The organism is Victivallis lenta (assembly GCF_009695545.1).
GTDB classification, from domain to species: Bacteria; Verrucomicrobiota; Lentisphaeria; order Victivallales; family Victivallaceae; genus Victivallis; species Victivallis lenta.
Window position 1 is genome coordinate 39,245 of the sequence record NZ_VUNS01000001.1, and the last position, 19,477, is coordinate 58,721.

Annotated in this window: 17 protein-coding genes and 1 tRNA gene; 9 read left to right on the top strand and 9 right to left on the bottom strand. The window is 62.2% G+C overall.

The window, feature by feature from the left end; all coding sequences use genetic code 11:
* Positions 1–32: 32 nt before the first annotated feature.
* A complete protein-coding gene (locus tag FYJ85_RS00185; RefSeq protein WP_106053020.1) occupies positions 33–1,244 on the top strand; it encodes an iron-containing alcohol dehydrogenase in 1,212 nt (403 codons plus the stop codon).
* 147 nt (positions 1,245–1,391) lie between these two features.
* On the opposite strand, the gene FYJ85_RS00190 is transcribed toward FYJ85_RS00185, so the two are convergent.
* The 5 genes from FYJ85_RS00190 to FYJ85_RS00210 form a co-directional block, all read right to left on the bottom strand.
* Positions 1,392–2,834 (bottom strand): hypothetical protein, encoded by a 1,443-nt coding sequence (locus FYJ85_RS00190; protein ID WP_154416603.1) that lies wholly within the window; start codon positions 2,832–2,834, stop codon positions 1,392–1,394.
* Between the two features lie 17 nt (positions 2,835–2,851).
* Complete coding sequence (ruvA, locus tag FYJ85_RS00195) at positions 2,852–3,457, bottom strand: Holliday junction branch migration protein RuvA (protein ID WP_106053022.1); 606 nt, start codon at positions 3,455–3,457, stop codon at positions 2,852–2,854.
* The gene (gene nadC, locus FYJ85_RS00200) at positions 3,454–4,338 is read right to left on the bottom strand and encodes a carboxylating nicotinate-nucleotide diphosphorylase (RefSeq protein ID WP_106053023.1); all 885 of its coding nucleotides are present in this window, start codon (positions 4,336–4,338) and stop codon (positions 3,454–3,456) included. The genes ruvA and nadC overlap by 4 nt, the downstream gene beginning before the upstream one ends.
* A 65-nt stretch (positions 4,339–4,403) precedes the next feature.
* The gene (locus FYJ85_RS00205) at positions 4,404–4,877 is read right to left on the bottom strand and encodes a PTS sugar transporter subunit IIA (RefSeq protein ID WP_206212891.1); all 474 of its coding nucleotides are present in this window, start codon (positions 4,875–4,877) and stop codon (positions 4,404–4,406) included.
* A gap of 119 nt (positions 4,878–4,996) precedes the next feature.
* The gene (locus FYJ85_RS00210; protein WP_154416605.1) at positions 4,997–6,103 is read right to left on the bottom strand and encodes a M24 family metallopeptidase; all 1,107 of its coding nucleotides are present in this window, start codon (positions 6,101–6,103) and stop codon (positions 4,997–4,999) included.
* 102 nt (positions 6,104–6,205) lie between these two features.
* On the opposite strand from FYJ85_RS00210, the gene plsY reads away from it, so the two are divergent.
* Both plsY and FYJ85_RS00220 read left to right on the top strand, forming a co-directional pair.
* The gene (gene plsY / locus FYJ85_RS00215; protein ID WP_106053026.1) at positions 6,206–6,853 is read left to right on the top strand and encodes a glycerol-3-phosphate 1-O-acyltransferase PlsY; all 648 of its coding nucleotides are present in this window, start codon (positions 6,206–6,208) and stop codon (positions 6,851–6,853) included.
* Complete coding sequence (locus FYJ85_RS00220) at positions 6,850–7,842, top strand: NAD(P)H-dependent glycerol-3-phosphate dehydrogenase (protein WP_154416606.1); 993 nt, start codon at positions 6,850–6,852, stop codon at positions 7,840–7,842. Before plsY ends, FYJ85_RS00220 begins: the two co-directional genes overlap by 4 nt.
* Positions 7,843–7,918: 76 nt before the next feature.
* On the opposite strand, the gene argC is transcribed toward FYJ85_RS00220, so the two are convergent.
* Together argC and FYJ85_RS00230 are read right to left on the bottom strand one after the other, a co-directional pair.
* Positions 7,919–8,944 carry an N-acetyl-gamma-glutamyl-phosphate reductase gene (gene argC, locus FYJ85_RS00225; protein ID WP_106053028.1) on the bottom strand — a complete coding sequence of 342 codons (1,026 nt, stop codon included), beginning with the start codon at positions 8,942–8,944 and terminating at the stop codon, positions 7,919–7,921.
* A gap of 52 nt (positions 8,945–8,996) precedes the next feature.
* Positions 8,997–11,099: a DUF349 domain-containing protein gene (locus FYJ85_RS00230; RefSeq protein WP_177994654.1), complete on the bottom strand. Its 2,103-nt coding sequence runs from the start codon at positions 11,097–11,099 to the stop codon at positions 8,997–8,999.
* Positions 11,100–11,358: 259 nt separating this feature from the next.
* Between FYJ85_RS00230 and htpG the strand changes: the two genes are divergently transcribed.
* From htpG to FYJ85_RS00255, 5 genes are all read left to right on the top strand, one after another.
* A complete protein-coding gene (gene htpG, locus FYJ85_RS00235; protein ID WP_154416608.1) occupies positions 11,359–13,266 on the top strand; it encodes a molecular chaperone HtpG in 1,908 nt (635 codons plus the stop codon).
* Positions 13,267–13,328: 62 nt separating this feature from the next.
* Positions 13,329–13,416 (top strand) — tRNA-Ser (locus tag FYJ85_RS00240).
* Positions 13,417–13,828: 412 nt separating this feature from the next.
* Positions 13,829–14,746 carry a peptidoglycan recognition protein family protein gene (locus tag FYJ85_RS00245; RefSeq protein ID WP_206212892.1) on the top strand — a complete coding sequence of 306 codons (918 nt, stop codon included), beginning with the start codon at positions 13,829–13,831 and terminating at the stop codon, positions 14,744–14,746.
* Between the two features lie 88 nt (positions 14,747–14,834).
* The gene (locus FYJ85_RS00250; RefSeq protein WP_154416610.1) at positions 14,835–15,608 is read left to right on the top strand and encodes a methyltransferase domain-containing protein; all 774 of its coding nucleotides are present in this window, start codon (positions 14,835–14,837) and stop codon (positions 15,606–15,608) included.
* A 37-nt stretch (positions 15,609–15,645) separates the two neighbouring features.
* Positions 15,646–16,290: an HAD family hydrolase gene (locus FYJ85_RS00255; protein ID WP_154416611.1), complete on the top strand. Its 645-nt coding sequence runs from the start codon at positions 15,646–15,648 to the stop codon at positions 16,288–16,290.
* A 33-nt stretch (positions 16,291–16,323) separates the two neighbouring features.
* On the opposite strand, the gene FYJ85_RS00260 is transcribed toward FYJ85_RS00255, so the two are convergent.
* Entirely contained in the window at positions 16,324–17,214 is an 891-nt protein-coding gene (locus FYJ85_RS00260) for a phosphodiester glycosidase family protein (RefSeq protein WP_154416612.1), read from the bottom strand.
* 108 nt (positions 17,215–17,322) lie between these two features.
* Positions 17,323–18,195, bottom strand: a complete 873-nt coding sequence (locus FYJ85_RS00265; protein ID WP_158703902.1) for a helix-turn-helix domain-containing protein — start codon at positions 18,193–18,195, stop codon at positions 17,323–17,325.
* A 99-nt stretch (positions 18,196–18,294) separates the two neighbouring features.
* Between FYJ85_RS00265 and FYJ85_RS00270 the strand changes: the two genes are divergently transcribed.
* The gene (locus FYJ85_RS00270; RefSeq protein WP_154416613.1) at positions 18,295–19,437 is read left to right on the top strand and encodes a Gfo/Idh/MocA family protein; all 1,143 of its coding nucleotides are present in this window, start codon (positions 18,295–18,297) and stop codon (positions 19,435–19,437) included.
* Positions 19,438–19,477: the final 40 nt, after the last annotated feature.

Sequence of the window (19,477 nt, forward strand, 5' to 3'; positions counted from 1 at the left end):
AGTGGAACTGTTTCACATTGAGGAGGAATATCATGTGGGAAAACGGCATTGACATCTACAGCGTCCGGGTCATCCGGACACGGACCAACCTTTATTTCGGAGTCGGCGCGATTCAGTATTTCGCCGATATCGCCGACCAGCTCACCGCCCGCGGAATCACGAGCGTCCTGGTCGTCACCGGCCGCAGCTCCTACAAACGCACCGGCGCGTGGGAGGTGGTCGAAAAGATCCTGAACAGCCGTAAAATCAGCTACGCGCTGTACGACCGCGTGACCCCGAACCCGACCACGATGCAGGCCGACGAAGCGACCGCTCTCGGCAAGGGCATCCGGGCCCAGGCCGTCATCGCCATCGGCGGCGGCAGCCCGATCGACACCGGGAAAAGCGCGGCGATCCTGCTGCGTCACCCCGGCAAAACCGCGCGCGAACTCTTCTCGCAGGGCTTTACGCCGGAGGGTGCGCTGCCGATCGTCGCGGTAAACCTCACGCACGGCACCGGCACCGAAGTCAACCGTTTCGCCGTGCTGTCGATTCCGGAAACCGAGCAGAAGCCGGTCATCGCCTTCGACTGCATCTACCCGACCTGGTCGATCGACGACCCGGCCCTCATGACCGGGCTCTCGAAGGAGCAGACCCGCTTCGTCAGCATCGATGCGGTCAACCATGTCATCGAAGCGGCCACGAGCAAATCGACCAATCCGCTCGCCGTCATGCTCGGCAAGAATACCATCGAGCTGGTCGTACGCTACCTGCCGTTCGCGGAAAAAGATCCGGGCGACCTGAATGCGCGTTATTTCCTGCTCTATGCCTCGATGCTCGGCGGGCTGTCGTTCGACAACGGCCTGCTGCACTACACGCATGCGCTGGAGCATCCGCTCTCGGCGCTGAAACCGGAGCTGTCGCACGGGCTCGGGCTTGCCTGCCTGCTCCCGGCCGTGGTCCAGGCGATCTATCCGCAGGAGTCGTTCATCCTCGCCGACCTGCTCAAGCCGATCGCGCCGGACCTCGAAGGCAAACCCGAAGAGGCCCACGAAGCCGGCAAAGCGGTCCAGGCCTGGCTCAACAAATGCGGCGTGACCCAGAAGCTCTGCGACGTCGGCTTCCGGAGAGAGGATATCGACAAGCTCGTCGACATGACCATCAAGGAACCGTCGCTCGCCGGCCTGCTCGAACAGGCGCCGGGCTACGCGAACGCCACTTCGGTCGCCGCAATCTACATGAATTCGTTCATGCCTCTGGTTTAATTGTCCGGCAAGCCGCGGTCTCCCCGGCGGGGACGCTCCGTCCCCCCTCCGGCTCCCGCGGCATATGGAGCGGACAGGCGGGGGGGGGGACGCGCGCAGCATGCGGCTCCCTTCCGCACGGAGGCCGGGAAACCGGGAAACAGCGGCTCAATGCGGAGAAGTTTTCTCCGCCCTGAGCCGCTCCGCCAGACTGCTCCGGAGCAGTTCGGCCACGAGCTGCGGCGAACGCATATGGACGCCGGAGACGTAAATATGCCGGAAGCTGGCCTCTTCGCCGAGCGAATCGATCAGCCGCCTCGTCATCTCTCCCTCCGGGTCCCGCTCGAAGGTCATGACCAGAAGATTGCTGAGAAACGGGCTGCGGATCGTGTTCGAGAAGTGGCCGTCCGGCGTATGGGCGCCTTCATTCGCGATGCAGAACGGGCAGTAGACGCCGATAAGCGAGGTCACGCATCCCCACAGCAGCAGGAGAACGACCGCCGCCGCTTTCCAGACCGCCTGTTTCCAGCTCAGAATCCAGCGGGAGATCACGAGCCAGAAAACCGGAATCACCGGAACCAGGTAGCGCATGCCGTAGGAGGGGCCGCCGTACTCCCCGGTCAGGCTCAGATAGAAAACGACGACCGCCGCCGCGATGCCGAGCCCGGTCCACTCCGGCACCCGCAGCTTCTTCCGCAGCAGCCAGACCGCCGGAAAGATCAGCAGCAGAAACGGCTGATAGCTGAAAAGCCCCCGGAAGCCGAAGAGACACTCATACCAGTAAACCGGCATCGTCGCCCAGAGCAGCGGCGGCACGTACGACCCCCCGGCAATATAAAGCGGCAGGATCGTTCCGTACGCGATATGATTCAGCAGCACGATTCCGGCGGCAATCCCGCCGCCGACAGCGAAAACCGTCAGCACCGGCCGCAGGCGCTGCCGCGCCGGACTCTCGAGCGCGATTCCCGCCGCCGCGGCGATGCCGCAGAAAAAGCCCAGCGGAATATCCAGCGCCCCGGCAGCACCGGCGGCCGCCGCGGCGCAGGCGGCCGCCCGGAGCGTCGGCCGCCGACGGTACTTCTCCAGCGCGATCACCAGCCCCAGCACGGCCAGCGCGGCCGGCGTGTGGTTGTTGAAAATGACCGAGTAGGTCAGAAGCCAGGTCGACAGGCACATCGCCAGCGCCAGCAGCCACTTCACCTCGATCCGGCCCCGGCAGGTGCGGCGCAGCAGCCGGAACATCCAGAGAAACAGCAGAATATTGCAGCCGCCGGAGAACAGCAGGTTGATGAGATAGATTGCCAGCATCCGGTTTTCCGAAAAATTGATGCCGGTCAGGCGGTGGACGGTTCCGTGGACCACGGCGGCGGCGCTGCTGAGCGGCAGCGGTTTATCCGAATAAACATGGCCGTTCCATTCGACCCGGTCCACCGTCGAGGCGAAATTCGTGCGCTCGATGTGAAACACCCCCTGCTCGCCCAGCGCCTGAATCACGCCGAAGCGCGACGATTCGTTTCCGGCGAGAGTGATCTCCTCTTTGGCGTAGAGGACGGCGAACAGCAGGAGCACGATGACTCCGGCATATTGCAGTCTCCGGGCTTTCCGTTTCATGCTTCCTCCGCCGCCGGTCAGAATTTCAGCCGGATGATCGCCTGCCGAAGCAGGTTTTCGGTACTCTGCTCGGCCGGAGGGAGTTCCGACGCCAGCGCCTTGAGGACCTTGTCGATCGCATCGCGCTTGAAACCGAGCTGCTCGAGCGCCAGCGCGGCATCCCCGACCGCAGTGGCCGGAGCATTTTCGCCGGGAGAGGCGAAAACGCTCGCCGCCCCGGTCGAAGTCACCTTATCCTTGAGCTCGACCACGAGGCGCTCCGCCGTCCGCTTGCCGATGCCGGGAATCCGCGACAGCGATTTGACGTCGCTGGACTGGACGGCCGCGCAGAAATTCTGCACCGGCATGGCCGAAAGCACCGAGAGCGCCAGCTTCCCGCCGATGCCGGAAACGTTCAGCAGCTGCCGGAACAGATTCTTCTCCTCGACGGTCGCAAAGCCGAAAAGCTGAATCGCATCCTCCCGCACCTGCGTATGGATGAAAAGCCGCGCCTCCCCGCCGGGCTGCGGCAGCTTTTCAAAGGTCGAAACCGGAATCGCGACCTCGTAACCGACGCCGTGAACGTCAAGCACGCAGCCGGAAAAACCCGACTCCGCCACGATTCCGGTCAGCCGGGCTATCACTTGTCAGCCTCGATATCGAGCGAAATGTCGGCCGCCTTGACCGAGTGGGTCAGAGCCCCGCTCGAGACATAATCCACCCCGAGTCTGCCGATCCGCGGCAGGCGCTCGAGCGTGATGCCGCCGGAGGCTTCGAGTTTCGAGCGGCCCGCGACGATCCTGACCGCCTCAGCCATCATCTCGTCGGACATATTGTCGAGCATGATGTATTCGGCGCCGGCCTCGACGGCTTCGCGGACCTCGTCGAGACTGTCCGCCTCGACCTCGATTTCGAGCTCGGGATACTTTGCACGGGCGCGCCCGACAGAGCGGGCGATGCCGCCCGCGCCTTCCATCGCGGCAAGCTCGCGGTGATTGTCCTTGATCATGACCCGGTCGTAAAGGCCGATGCGGTGGTTCGTCGCACCGCCGACCGCGACCGCATACTTTTCAAGGTTGCGGTAACCGGGCGTCGTCTTGCGCGTATCGAGGATCTCGGTTCCGGTCCCTTCCAGCGCCGCCGCGTACTTCGAAGCGGTCGTCGCCACGCCGCAGAGCCGCTGCAGAAAATTCAGCGCGGTCCGTTCCGCGACGAGAATGCCGCGCGCCGGACCGGAAACCTCAGCGATGACTTCACCGTATTCGCAGGTGTCCCCGTCGTCCTTCATGGTCCGGAACTGCAGGCGCGGCTCGACCATTTTGAACACACGTTCGGCGATCTGGATTCCGGCCAGCACCATCTTCGGCTCCTTGCAGCGCAGCACGGCGGTGGCGGTCGCCTCTTCCGGAACGACCGAAGCGGTCGTCACGTCTCCGGTCGTATCGAGATCCTCGTTGAGCGCAAGCTCGATCAACAGGTCCGCACGCCCCCAGTCGATTTGCGGAACCGCATCTTCCTGATTCATTTCCATCCTTTCTTCTCTCTCTATCATTCACCGGCCCGGCGGCCGGATTCGTTTTCCCCGGGAAATCAATCTTCCGTGAAAGCCGCGCAGAGCCCGGCCGCGTCGGCGCAGCCGAACACGCGTTCCCGGAAACCGTCCTCTTTCAGAAGGGAACTCAGCCGGGAAAGCACACGCAGGTAAAGTTCATGCTGGTCGGTGCGGGCCACAATCATCACGACCAGGCGGACCGGCACCGCGTCCGGGCTGCCGTAGTCGGCGACGCCCCCGCGAACCAGCGCGGCGGCGATCTCCAGGCCGTGCACCGAAGCGAGCCGGACATGCGGGATGGCGACGCCGAACCCGATGCCGGTGCTCAGCAGACGCTCCCGGGCATGGATGCCCCGGGCGATTTCACACTCCTCCCCCGCACCGCCGGGACCGGACAACAGCCGGATCAGCTTGTCGAGCACCTCGCGCTTGCCGGCCCGTTCGAGCACAATGCACCGTTCCGGCCGCAGACAGCCGGATAATCGAAACGCTCCGTCGGAGGAATCGTCCATTGTTCGGTAACGCCTTTCATGCAAAACGGAAGGAACAGACTGTTCATCCCTAATATACAGCCGTTTCCCGGAAAAGTAAAGGGGATGCGGCAATTTTCGGAAATCCGGCCCGGCCCCCGTTACAATTCGAGAAAATCTTCGAGCTCGGTCAGGCATCGCGCCTCCCCGGAAGGGGCGAGCCAGACAAGGTCCTCCAGGCGGATGCCGCCCCACTCCGGATAGTACAGCCCCGGCTCGACCGTGACGACCTCGCCGCCCCGGAACGGCACGTTGTTGCGCAGCGAGAGCCGCGGGGCTTCGTGAATATCGAGCCCGACGCCGTGCCCGAGCCCGTGGAAAAAGCCGAACGCGGCCTTCTCCCCTTCGCCGGTATGGAAACCGGCCTTCTCCATGCTTTCCGCCGCCGCCCGGTGAATCTCCGCGGGGTCGGCGCCGATCGCGATGAGCGATTTGCCGAGCTCGCGGGCGGCGAGCACCGCATCGTAAGCGCGCTTGACGAGGTCGGAAGCGCGCCCGCGCACGACGGTCCGGGTCAGGTCTCCCCAATATCCGCTGCAGGCGGAACGCGGGAAAATATCCATGACGATCGGACGGTCCGCAAACAGCGGCCCGGAACCGATATTGTGCGGCTGCGCCCCCTGCTCGCCGCCGGCGCAGATCGTGCCGGTCGGCAGCATGCCGAGCCGCACCATCTCCACGTCGATCTCGCCGCGCAGGATTTCGCTGGTCAGGATTTCGCCGTTCCAGACCAGCCGCCCCGAGCGGTCGACATCGGTTTCACGCAGCACGGCGAACGCGCGGCGGCAGCCGGCCTCGCCGGCGCGCTGCGAACGGACGATCTCCTCGACCTCTTCCGGGCGCTTCCACTCCCGAGACGGAAAGAAAGCCCCCGTCTCCGGCACCACTTTGAAACCGTTCTCGCGCAGCCGGTCCGCAAGCGCAAGCGGGAAATCGGTGGGAACCAGAAACACACCGCTCCGCAGCATCGAGGCGATCCCGCTCAGAATCTCAAGCCGGTTCCGGCCGAACTCGGTCTCGGCGTGCACCTCGACGTCCCGCGGAGCCGAGTGGATCGCGCGGCCGTATTCGAGCGCCGACATGACGACTCCCCGGCGTGTGCCGTCGTCGAAGTAGATGAACTCGTCGGGCGTGGAAAATCCGGCCGCGTACCTGAGATCGGCGCACTGCTCGCCGGAGGCGACGATCAAACGAACGATTTTATGCATTTCAGCTCTCCCGTATTTGCAATAAACGCAATTCCGCGATATTTTATCGGAGAATATAGTATCCCCGCGGGCGGGTTTCAATTAAGATTACGGGAGATTTTCATGAATCTGGAATATTTCATCGTTCCGGCGGCCTCCTACCTGATCGGCTCGATTCCGTTCGGCTACCTGATCGGGCGGCTGCACGGCATCGATATCCGCAAGGTCGGCAGCGGCAACATCGGAGCAACCAACGTCACGCGTTCGATCGGCAAAATCGCGGGAAAAATCTGCTTTTTCCTCGACTTCCTCAAGGGAGCGCTTCCGGTCGTCCTCGTCAACATGACCTTCGAGGAAAACACGGCGAATCTGGCCCTCGCGGCCGGGCTCGCGGTCATTCTCGGGCACGTGTTCCCGATCTATCTGCGCTTCAGGGGCGGCAAGGGGGTGGCGACTGCCGCCGGCGTCGCGCTGGCCCTCGCGCCGTATCCATTGCTCTGCGCGCTTGCGGTCTGGGTCGTGACCTTCCTGACCAGCCGCTACGTGTCGCTGGCCAGCATCGTCGCCGCCGCGTCGCTGCCGATCATCGCGGCGCTCTTCTTCGGGCTCGGGATCGGCACCCCCTTCCCGCTGGCCAATTCGACGGTATTCTTTTTCGCCCTCATCGCGTTTCTCGCGATCCTGCGGCACATATCCAACATCAAACGCCTGCTGAACGGCACCGAAAACCGCTTCGACAGCGGAGCCGGCAAGCGGGGGAGCGGCAAATGAAAATCGCGGTATTGAGCGACGGCGCCTGGGGCACGGCCCTCGCCATGAACCTGATCGACAACGGGCACGAAGTCGTGAGCTGGGGTCCGTTCCCGGACTATCTGGACGAGATGCGCGAAAAGCGCGAAAACGTCCGTTTCCTGCCCGGCGTGAAGCTGCCGGAAGCCCTGTCGTTCGAAGCCGATATCGGCAGGGCCGCCGACGGCGCCGGGCTGCTGCTGCTCGCGACTCCGACGCAGTATCTGCGCGGGGTGCTCGACAAACTCAAGCCGCACTTCGACCCGCAGCGCCACCTGCTGCTGGATGTGGCCAAGGGGATCGAAGTCGATTCCAGGCTGCTGATCAGCGAAATGGTGCGGCAGGTGCTCGGCCCGAACCGGTACGCGGTCCTCTCCGGGCCCAGCCACGCCGAGGAGGTGTCGCGGCGCGTGCCGACCGCCGTGGTCGCCGCTTCCGCGAATCCGGCCGACGCCGAACTTGTGCAGCAATTGTTCATCAACGACAATTTCCGGGTCTATACCGGCAGCGATGTCGTCGGGGTGGAGCTCGGAGGAGCGCTCAAGAACGTCATGGCCATCGCGGCCGGCATCATCGACGGCATGAAGCTCGGGGACAATCCGAAAGCCGCGCTCATGACCCGCGGAATTTCCGAAATGGGCCGCCTCGGCGAACTGCTCGGCGGCAAGGCGCAGACCTTCTCGGGCCTGAGCGGAATCGGAGATCTGATCGTGACCTGCACCAGCGGACACAGCCGCAACCGGCACGTCGGCGAGGAGCTCGGCCGCGGCAAACGCCTGCCGGAAATCCTCAGTTCCATGGGCATGGTCGTCGCCGAAGGCGTCACAACCGCCCGCGGCGCCTATACCCTCGCCCGCCGGACCGGCGCCGAAACCCCGATCATCGACGAAATCCACGCAATCCTGTACGAAGACCGCAATGTTCCGGACGCGATCCGCAACCTGATGTCGCGCTCCGCCAAACCGGAATAACCGGAACTGAATTCAGATGCCGCAATGCCCGGAGGAGGCACTTCGTCCTCCTCCGGAAAATCCAGCGGCCGGAAAGTTACAGAAGACCTTCGGCTTCGTCGAGGCCGAAACGGATGTTCATGCACTGGACGGCCTGGCCGGCGGCGCCTTTGGTCAGGTTGTCGATGCAGCTGGTAACGATGACCTTATTGGTGTGCGGATCGAGGTTGTAGCCGATTTCGCAGGTGTTGGTCATGAAGACGTACTTCGTATCGCTGGTCCGTCCGGGCGGAAGAATCCGGACGAACTGCTCGCTGCCGTAGGCCTGCGCGTACACTTCGCCGATCTTTTCGAGCGTAGTTCCGGGCATTGCATCCATGACAATGGTCGAGTTGATGCCGCGGTTCATCGGGGCGAGATGCGGAATGAAGTTGATGGCCATCTCCGGAACTCCGGCGGCGACGGCCATCTCCTGCTCGATTTCGGGCAGGTGACGATGCCCGACCACGCCGTAGGCCTTCAGGCTCTCGTTGCACTCCGGGAAAATATACGGAAGATCGACCTTGCGCCCTGCACCGGTCACGCCGGAACAGCTGGCGACGACGATCCCCTTCGGGCTGACGAGCCCGGCGGCGAGAAGCGGCGCGGTCGGCAGAATCGAACTGGTCGGATAGCATCCGGCGCAGGCCACGAGATCCGCCGTCCTCAGCTGCTCCCGATAACGCTCGGGCAGGCCGTAGACGGCCTTCCTGAGCAATTCAGGCGCCGGATGGTCCGCCTTGTAATACTCCTTGTACTTTTCCGGACTGCGGAGCCGGAAATCAGCCGAAATATCGAACACTTTGATTCCCGCGTTCAGCAGCGGAATCGCATATTCGGTCGCAAGGCCGTGCGGCAGCGCGAGGATCGCGGCATCGCACTTCGAAGCGATCGCCTCGACGTCGGGTTCGCAGAACACCAGCGGTGCGCCGGTAAAACGCGGGAACACGGTCGACACCGGCTCCCCGGCGCTTTTGCGCGAGGTGATGGCGGCGACCTCCGCATTCTTATGCCGCAGAAGAATCCGCAACAACTCCTCTCCGGCATAGCCGGAAGCCCCGAAAACCGCAACTCTGACTTTCATCTTTCCTGATATCCTTATATTTCAAAAGGCCGCAAACACGGCGGCCGCTCGGTTAACGCACTTTGCCGTACGCCCGGTCGAACCGTTCGAACGACGCCTCGAGGTCAGCCGCTTCGAGCAGCCCGGCGCCGACAAACTCCGAAAGCAGCTGCTTCGGGTCGACAACCTTGTTTCTCGCCTCGGCGCGGGCATTCGATGCCGCGAAGTTGCCGGCAATGGCCGCCGTAAGCTCGGCAGCGAGCGACAGTGCATCATCGGCCGCCGGCTTCGCCTCCTCTTCCGCTTCGATGCCGACCAGCTTTTCGAGCTCGGAACAGATCCGTTTGTGCTCGTGCATGGCCGAATCGAACGACTTTTCAAGCTTCTCCTTCGCCTTTTCGTCCCCGGCTGCGACCTGCCCGATCAGCTGGGCCGCGGCGGAAAGCTTCGGGAAACGGTCGAGATTTTCGACCGCAAGGCGCCCCTCCTCAAGCACAGCGCCGGACTTCACCTCTTCCCAGGCGGCGGCGAGCGAGCGGGCCACGCTCTTGGCCAGCGTCAGCTTGTCCGACAGGACCCGGGTGCGGGCGGCGCCGAGCGCGGCCTCAAACCGCTCGCCGGCCTTGATTTCGGCCGGGTAGGTCTTGCGGCAGCTGAGCTCCCTGAGTTCGCGGCGGATCGCCCTGTAGCGCGCATCGGCCGCGGCGGTATCGGTCAGGTCGGCGGCAAGCGCATCGATTTCGGCCACAAGCTTCTTCGCCTGCTCTTCGCGTCCGGCGAAGGCCTCGCGCCGGCCGGAGAAGAATTTGTCCAGCGCGGCATTGAATTTTTCGGACAGTTCATGCTCGGCGCGGCCAGCGCGGCCGGCTGCCATATACTCGCTGCGGAGCTGTTTGGCACGCTGAACCGCGGCCGGGGAGTCGACCGACTGCTCCGCCAGCTGCTCTGCTTCGGCCAGAAGCCTGCGCTTAATTTCGGCGATGCCCTCGAACTTCGCATTGCGTTCGTCGAACCAGGCGCTGCGGGCGTTGAAAAATTTGTCCGCCGAGGCGCGGAAAGCCGTGAACAACGCCTTCTCCTGCGCGCCGGCGCCCGGAATCGCCTTCCAGGCGGCCTGCAGCTCCTTGAAGGCCGCGGCGGTCGCATTCCACTCGGTGGAATCGGCCAGCGCAGCGGCTTTTTCGCAGAGCTCCTGTTTGGCGGCGGCGGCCTGTTTGTGCTGCTGCCGCAGATTCGCATAGTATTCGTCGACGCGGTGCTGGAGCTTTCGGGTCGCCTCCAGATAGCGCGGATTGATCTCTTCGGCCTTCGATTTCGGCACGGCGCCGAGCTGCTTCCACTTTTCCCGCAGCTCCTGCAGCCGCCGGGCCGCCTTCGGCAGCTCGGCCTCCGGCATTTCGGCCAGCCGGTCGAGTTCGTTGCAGAGGTCCTGCTTGAGCGTATAGCTCTCCCAGCGGGCCAGGTCGAGCGTCTCGTAATGCTGCGCGAGTTTCGCGGCGGCCTTCCGGTGCGCATCGTTGTATTTATCGGCGGCGGCCTTGGCCACTTTGCCGAGCGCAGCGTATTCGGCCTCGATCGCGGTCTTGCGCTCCTTCAGCAAATTCATATCCTCCCCGGCGGTCAGCGCGATCAGTTCCCCGGTGAGCTTTGCGGCGGCTTCGGAGCGCGCATTCTCCGCAGCGACTTCAGCCGCCATGCGCTCCTGAAGCGGCCGGAACTTGGCCATGAACGCCTCCTCGACGGACTCTTCGGCGGTCAGGCCGGCGGTGCAGGCCGCCCACTTCTTCCCGAGTTCGGCGACTTCGGCCGGAACCACGAGCTCGCCTGCGGCGATCAGCCTGTCGAGTTCGAGATGAAGCGCGGCCGACTCGTTGATTTTCGCCTGGCGGGCACGGCGGCGCGCTTCGGCTTCGGCGGCGGCATCGTTCGCGGCCTTGACCGCAGCAGCAAACCGTTTGTCCAGAATCTCCGCATATTCAGGAGGGACTTCGGGCAGATCGTTCCATGCAGCTTCCAGCGAAGCGAGTTCCGCCGAATAATCCTCCACCGCCGCGGCAGGCAGCTCTTCGAGTTTGCGGCATACCTCTTCGCGCCGGTGCAGATGCTCGCGGAGTTCGCCTGACATGCCGCCGGCGGCGGCCCGATCGGTCTGTGGATTCTCGATTTGTTCGCTCATGGCTCCATCTTTTCCCGTTTTCGCAACCGCGGCCGATGGACGACCGCGGCCGGTTGAATTGTAACGGACCGGCGGACCGGCCCAGTGGCATCTTTTCGTTCCAAAATCAGTACATCTCATAGATTATAATCCGTTTTCCATTTTTTTCCAACCGAAACGGCCCTGCGGCTTGATTTTTCCGCAAAAAAAATTATATTTCATAATCCGGTAATCAATCACAGGGGGCCTGCGGACCCCTTCCATCTGAGGAGCAGTACAAATGGCAACAACCAGAGAATTCAAGACGGAAGTGCAGCAGCTGCTGAATCTGATGATTCATTCGCTGTACTCGAACCGGGATATTTTTCTGCGCGAACTCATTGCAAACGCGGCGGACGCGATCGACAAGGCGCGCTTCGAGAGCCTGACCACGCCGGAACTCGCCCGCGAATGGCAGATCCGCCTGAGCATCGACAAAGACGCCAAAACGCTGACCATCAGCGACAACGGCATCGGCATGACCGAAGAGGAGGTCGTCGAGAACATCGGCACCATCGCGAAGAGCGGAACCAAGGCGTTCCTGAAGATGCTTGAGGAGCAGGAGGACAACAAGGAACCGCTGCCGGAGCTGATCGGCCAGTTCGGCGTCGGCTTCTACTCCGCTTTCATGGTCGCGTCGAAGGTCGAGCTGGTGACCAAAAAGGCCGGCAGCGAACTCCCGGCGGTCAAGTGGACCAGCAGCGGCGAAGGCAGTTACGAAATCGACGCCGATACGCGGACCGAGCAGGGCACGACGATCACGCTGCATCTGAAGGACGACGCAGCGCAGTATCTCGACAGCTGGAAGATCGGCGAAATCGTGCGGCGCTATTCGGACTTCATCGCCTACCCGATCGTCCTGCCGACCAAAAAGGTCAACGAGGACAAAACCGAAACGGTCGAAGACAAGGTGCTGAATTCGCAAAAGGCGATCTGGCTGCGCAAGTCCTCCGAAATCACCGAAGAGGAGTACAGGAGCTTCTACGGCCATCTGTCGCATATGGGCGGCGACTACCTGAAGGCGATCCACATTTCGGCGGAGGGAACGAGCGAATTCAAGGCGCTGCTGTTCCTGCCGAAGGAGGCGCCGTTCAATCTGCTGATGCCGGAGATCCAGAAGAAGGGGCTGCAGCTCTACGTCCGTCGCGTCTTCATCACCGACGAGTGCAAGGAGCTGATTCCGGACTATCTGCGGTTCGTCGCCGGCGTGGTGGATTCGAGCGACCTGCCGCTGAATGTGTCGCGTGAAATTCTGCAGGAGAATCCGCAGCTGCGCCGGATCGAGAAGGCGGTCGTGAGCCGGGTGCTCTCCGAACTCAGGAAGATGCTCGAAAACGAGCGCGAGGCCTATGCGGGGTTCTTCCGCGAATTCGGCCGCATCCTGAAAGAGGGCATCCACACCGATTACGCGAATGCCGAGAAGCTCAAGGATCTCGTCATGTACGAGTCGATGAACACCGAGCCGGGCAAGATGATCACGCTCGAGGAGTACGTCACGGCGATGCCGGAAAGCCAGAAGGAGATCTATTACATCACCGGCGAAAAGCGCGAGGCGGTCGCCTCGTCCCCGGCGCTTGAGTACTTCAGGGCGCAGGGCTACGATGTGCTGTTCATGACCGATCCGATCGACGACTGGATCATGCAGCAGATGTTCCAGTACAAAAAGAAGAGCTTCAAGTCGGTCGACAAGGGCGATTTCGAAGTCGAAGGCGCCGAAGAGATGATCAAACAGGCGCAGGAGAAATTCGCAAAACTGCTCGAATTCCTGAAAACGACGCTCGGCGACAGCGTCAGCGAGGTCCGTTTCTCGGCCCGGCTGACCGACAGCCCGTGCTGCCTGATCACCGAGGGCAACGCGCTTTCGCCGCATCTCGAGCGGCTGTTCAAGGCGATGCACCAGGAGATTCCGGAGAGCAAGCGGATTCTCGAGCTGAATCCGAAACATCCTCTGATCGAGGCGCTGTTCAAGGTTTATACCGCGAATGAAAACGCGCCGGAGCTGAAGACCTACGCGAAGGTGCTGTTCGACCAGTCGCTGCTGACCGAAGGAAGCCCGCTGCCGGACCCGGCGGCGTTTGCGAAGGAGGTCACCAACCTGCTGCTGCAGGGCCTCGGAGCCGGCGGCAAAGCCGATTCCGCCGAAAAATAATCCGCGCCCGCCCGGAACGCGCTTGAAAAACTGCCGTTCCGGGCGCATATTATGCAAATCACGGAGAAATGGTCGAGTGGTTTAAGGCAGCGGTCTTGAAAACCGCCGGGGAGCAATCCCCCGAGGGTTCGAATCCCTCTTTCTCCGCCAACTACTTACGACAGGAAAGCGACTTGAACAGGTCGCTTTTTTATTTTGAGCTATCCCCCGTTTTCGTAACAAGTCTTATGCAGAAAACGGAAAAGGCTGCCGCAAAGCCATGAGATTTTGCAGCAGCTTCCCTGAAAATGATATTTCTTTTTTCCGTTATTCCCTTCCGCCAGACGCGAGGTTCAGCATTCAGGACGTTCATGAAAGACATGCCGGAATGGATTTGCGCAGAAGCGCACGAAAAAAATCCGCCCCGGCACGGTAAAATGCAGTACCGGAAAACGGAGCCGCCTTCGCTTTTGCAATGGCGAACGGGAATGACCGCTCCGGATTTGCTTTTTCGCCCTCCCCGCCATATAGTAATGTCAATCTCACGAGGAACGGAAATGACAACCCCGAAGGAACGCATCAGATGATCAGGGCAATTCTTGCCGCCGGAGCACTGGCCTGTCTCACCCTCGCCGGAGCGGCGGAACCGGCTGGAGCCGCCGCCGTGGCGCTGAGCCGCGACAAAGCGGGCAACGAGACCTTTTTCATTTTCGGCACGGGCAGAACCGGCGCGCTGGAAAATCTCCCCGCCGAACTGAAAAAAAGCGGCTGCCGCGAAGCCGACCTCTCGGCCTGGACGAATGCAATTGATTACGGGAAACTGCTCGCATCGCTGTCGGAGGCGGGAATCCGTGTGCCGCGCTGCTACGTTCCCGAGCCCGGCAAAGCGGCCCATTTCCGAAAAAATCTGGCCGGACCGGAGCCGGAAGAGAGCGGAGAACGCAGTGTCGTCTTCGTCCGCGCCCTGATCGAAGACAACGAATACAACCGCCGCCACAAGCTGCCGGGACCGTTCAAGAGAGTGAAATACATTACCATCCACAACACGGCCGAGCCTTTTTCGGCGCGGCAGGAACGCGACCGGGTCGATTTCCGGCGCGACGGGATGAGCGTTTCGTTTCACTTCGCGGTCGACGAGCACGAAGCGGTGCAGATTCTGCCGCTCGCCATTCACGGCTGGCACGCCGGCGACGGCCGCGGACCGGGCAACACCGAAAGCATCGGCGTCGAAATCTGCCGCAGCCAGTGCCGCGGTCCGGCGGACTGGCAGTACCGCCGCAGCGAAGCGAACGCAGAAATTCTCGCTTCCGCGCTGCTGCGGCACTTCAGGCTGACGGCGGCCGATTTGCGCATGCATCAGGACTGGACCGGTAAATACTGTCCGCATCGGATCCTCGAAGAGAACCGTTTCGAGTCCTTCCGCTCCCGCGTCGCCGCCCGCCTCGCAAATCCGCCGGATGAAGAGGAACAAAGATTGCTGGCTGGCCTCACCCGGCCGTAAACGGAATCCTGCCGCTCCACTGTTGATTTTTCACCGACCCAGCGGCATATTATATATTTAATCTAAAATACGGGAAAGGCGGTGTGCGATGGCGGAGTGGGATTCGAAACAGTATCTGAAGTTTGAGGCGGAGCGGACACAGCCCGCAGTCGATCTCGCCAACCGGATCGAGCTGACTGCGCCGGAACGGATTCTGGACCTCGGCTGCGGCCCCGGCAACAGCACCGGAGTGCTGGCGCGGCGTTTCCCCGGCGCGCACATTCTCGGCGTGGACAATTCGGAAAACATGATCACAACCGCGCAGCGCGATTATCCGGAACTCGAATTCCGCCTCTTCGACGCAACCAGCCCCCTTTCGGAACTCGGCGGCAGCTTCGATGTGGTCTATTCGAACGCCTGCATCCAGTGGGTCCCGGACCACCCTGCGCTGCTTCGCAGAATGATGGACATCCTCGCGCCGGGCGGCGTCATGGCCGTGCAGATTCCGAATAACTTCGACGCGCCGGTCCACCGGATCATCCGCGAAGTCGTCGCCGGGCCGGAGTGGAAGCCGCAATTCCCCTCCCCGCGGATTTTCCACTCCCTGCCGCCGGACGACTACTTCGACCTGCTCGCCGAACTGTCGGACCATTTCCATCTCTGGCAGACCACCTATTTCCAGCGCATGCCGTCACACAGGGCTCTGCTCGAATGGTACCGCGGCACCGGGCTGCGACCGTACCTGGCCGCGCTGGACGATGTAAAACGGCCGCTGTTCGAAGCGGAGATACTGCGCCGCATCGCCGAACGGTATCCGGTCCGGAGAAACGGCGAAATCATTTTCCACTTTCCGCGGCTCTTTTTCACCGCGGTCCGCAAATAGTTGCCGGGATATTCCGGGAAAAGAAAGAGGAGTCACCATGATCAGAGCCGTCATTTTCGATTTCGACGGAACAATCGGCAACACGCTGCCGCTCTGCATCGCCGCCTTTCGCAGGGCGATTGAGCCGCTGGCCGGAAAACAGCTGCCGGATGAGGAGATCGTCGCAACGTTCGGCCCGAGCGAAGAGGGTACGATCCGCATTCTGGCGCCGCACGCGTACGAGCAGGGTCTTGCCGATTATCTGAACTGCTACCGGGAGCTGCATGATATGTGCCCGTCGCCGTTCGACGGAATTCCGGAGTTGCTGGAGTGGCTGAAAGCACGCGGAATCATCATCGCCCTCGTGACCGGCAAAGGGCGCCGCAGCTGCAGCATCTCGCTCGAACAGTACGGAATCGCCCGCTTCTTCGACCTGGTCGAAACCGGCTCCCCGGAAGGCCCCTGCAAGCCGGAGGGCATACGCGCCGTGCTCGATCGTTTCCTGCTGAAACCGGAGGAAGCGATCTACGTCGGCGACACGGCAAGCGACGTCGCCTCGGCCCGCTCCGCCGGAGTTCCTGCCGTCGCGGCGGCCTGGGCGGAAACCGCCGACCGGGAAACCCTGCGCCGGGCCGGCGCGGACCAGCTGTTCCCGACCATCCCGGCCTTCCGGGAGTGGCTCGAAAATTCCCTCTGTCGCTGATCCGGGCCGGGACCCGGAAGCGGAACCCGGCGGTTATTTCAGGTAGATTCCGATATTCGAACCGACCGGGCGCTGGTAGCCGCTTTCGGTCTGACGGTTGACCGTGACCGGAGTTTTCGTCTTTTCATCCCAGTAACAGAGTGTTGCTGAGCCGCCGCCGTCCATATTGATCGCATCGGCGGCGCCCGCCTCCTTCAGCAGCGCGGCGGTCTCCTTTCCGGTGGCGCCGAGGCTCCACCCTTTCTGGCGGCCGTCGACGGTGACGATATAAAGATAACGCCGGTCCTCCGACAATCCGTAGGCGATGCGCGGCATCGGTTCCTTTTCGTAGCTGCCGCCTTCGAGAATCTCTCCGTCCCGCAGGATGATCGCAAACCCGGAGGCTGCAACCCGGATCGACCTGTAATCGCTCTCCGGCACCGACGAAACGATGTCGGCCCGGCCGTCTTCATACACCACGAACACGGCCTTGTGCGGCCGGGTGTCGCAGATCACCTCGCCGTTCAGGATGCCGAGTCCGGCGGGATGGGCGTATTTGTGCGTATACGGCTTCGTCCACGGCCACCACGGGGCGGAATTCGCCGCCACGATCATATTGAGCCCCTGCCCGCCTTCCTCTGCCGGCTTCCGGGCATTGAGCAGAAAATCGCGGGTGCGGATCCGTCTGGTGCGGATAACCGCCTTGTCCCAGTCGGGCATCGGCTTGCCCCAGTCCGGATCGCGCGCGCTGCCGGTGAACTCGAGCCCCCCGGTCCTCAGGTCGATGCGCATGAGGTTGATCTTCTGAAGACGGGGTTGATCGGTCTCGCGCTTCACCAGCCGGACGCCGGCCTGAACCTCCGGCGCCTCGCTCCAGTCGATCGTTTCGGCCCCGAGTACGAAACAGCAGAAAACTGCCGCCAGACAGGAAAGAAAACAGCGCATCACAAAAGCTCCTTCCGTAAGTTGCCGGTTACTGCAATACTCTAGCACGGCAAGCCGGAAAAGTCCATCATCCAGCCGGAGGAAAAACAGAAAACAACCCCGCCGGGCTCAACGCGGGGCGGCGAAATTCGGGAATTCGCGCCGGTAACGCTCGGGAGAGATTCCGGAAAAATTCTTGAAGCGGCGGCTGAAGTGGTAGGGGTCGCGGTAACCGAGCCGTCCGGCGACTTCGGAGACGGGCAGCGCGGTCGAGACCAGCAGCTCGGCCGCCTGGCGCAGCTTGAATTCCTCGACATAGCTTTTCGGCAGCATCCCGGTATGCTGCCGGAAGTTGCGGCGGAACTGATCGGGTGAGAGGTTGCAGAATTCGGCCATCTCCTCGACGGTCCACCAATGTTTCGGCCTGGATTTGATCGCCTCAAGCAGCTCCTCGACCGGCGGGGCGCCGCTGCTCCGGCGCCGTTCGAAATAGAGGTCGACCAGCAGCTTCTGGAGCGTGATGTTCGCATTGATCTGCGCGTCGTTGGAGGGGTCCTGAATCAGCTCCGCGATAGGCAGAAGCTTGCGCGCCGTTCCGAACTCGCAGACGCCGTCGCGGAGTACGCCGGAGTGATACAGCATATCGGCGACGGGGCCGGTGAAGCGGATCGAATCCTCGACGTACGGCCTGCCGCAGTCGCCGCCGTAGCGGTTCAGCGTCCCCGGCGAGACGGCGACGAGCTGCCCGGGTTTCATTTCGCACTCCCCGCGTCCGTCGATCCAGCAACGCCCCGCTCCGTCGATCAGGTGCGAGATCGAGTAGAATTCGAATTTGCGCGGGCGGCAGGCATGGAACCCGTCGACCGGCGAACGCCCGGCCGTGCTCGCGTTGATGATCCAGAGGCCGTAACGGCGGTGGAATTCCGGCATCGGCATCAGGAGACGGTGGATATCCGGCCGTTCGGCATTGAAATCGAACGCGATGATTTTGTCATTACCCATGCGGTTTTTATCCATTTGAGTTTCTGATTTATGGAGTATAATATATAGCAACGACAGTTTTTTTGTCAAGGTACCCATCCTATAACAAGAGGCATTTTTATGGCGGAAACGAAAAAGATCGGCGTTGCGGTTCTCGGAACCGGCAGTCGCGGCCGCGGCGTGGTGAGCAACCTTCTGCGGGACTCCGAAAACGGCGTGGAAATTCTCGCCGCTTACGACCCGGACAAAGCGGTGATGGCCGAAACCATCGAAGTCTGGAAGCATACCGGAATCACGAAGGAGTGCGGCTCCGTCGATGAGGCGATCCGCACTCCGGGCGTCGAATGGGTCATGGTCTTTTCCCCGAACGTCTACCACAAGGAGCACATTCTGGCCGCCTTCGAGGCCGGGAAAAACGTCTTCTCCGAAAAACCGCTGGCGACCTCGATCGAGGATTGCCGCGAGATTTACGAGGCGCATCAGAAGTGCGGAAAACTCTTCGCCACCGGCTTCGTGCTGCGCTACGCGCCGATCTACCGCAAGGCGAAGGAGCTGCTCGACTCCGGGAAGCTCGGCAGGCTGATCGCAATCGACGGCAACGAGAACATCTCGCCGGAACACGGCGGATACATCATGTGCAACTGGCGGCGCCTCACGAAGTTCGCGGGGCCGCACATTCTCGAAAAGTGCTGCCACGACCTCGACCTCATCAACTGGTTCGTCGGCTCGCTGCCGTCGCGCGTCGCCTCGTTCGGCGGCCGGAACTTCTTCATCCCGGAAAATGAGAAGCTGATGGAAAAATACGGGAAAAAGACCTTCTGCAGCTGGTGGGACCCCCATGCGCTTCCGTCCCCGTTCTCCGGTGACACCGACCTCATGGACAACTCGATTTCGATCGCCGAGTTCCGCAACGAGGTCCGGGTCATGTTCATGGCGACCATGAGCAACGCCATGCCGGAGCGGCGGCTCTACTTCTCGTGCAGCGAAGGAACCATGCGGCTCGACCTCTACGCCGGCAAGCTCTACTACCGCTGCATCGGCGGAGAAGGCACCATTGAAGTTGCAATTGCCGGCGACGGACACGGCGGCGGCGACAACTATATCATGAAAGAACTCTACGAGACCATGACGACCGGCGCCAAGCCGAAATGCAGCGGCAACGAGGGGCTTGAAAGCGCGGTGTATGCGCTGGCGCTCGACGAAGCCGCCCGTACAAAGCAAATCGTCGATCTCGAACCGGTCTGGAAGTCCCTGGGACGCTGACCGATTTCAGAAAAAACAACCTCTCCTGGTTGACAAATCC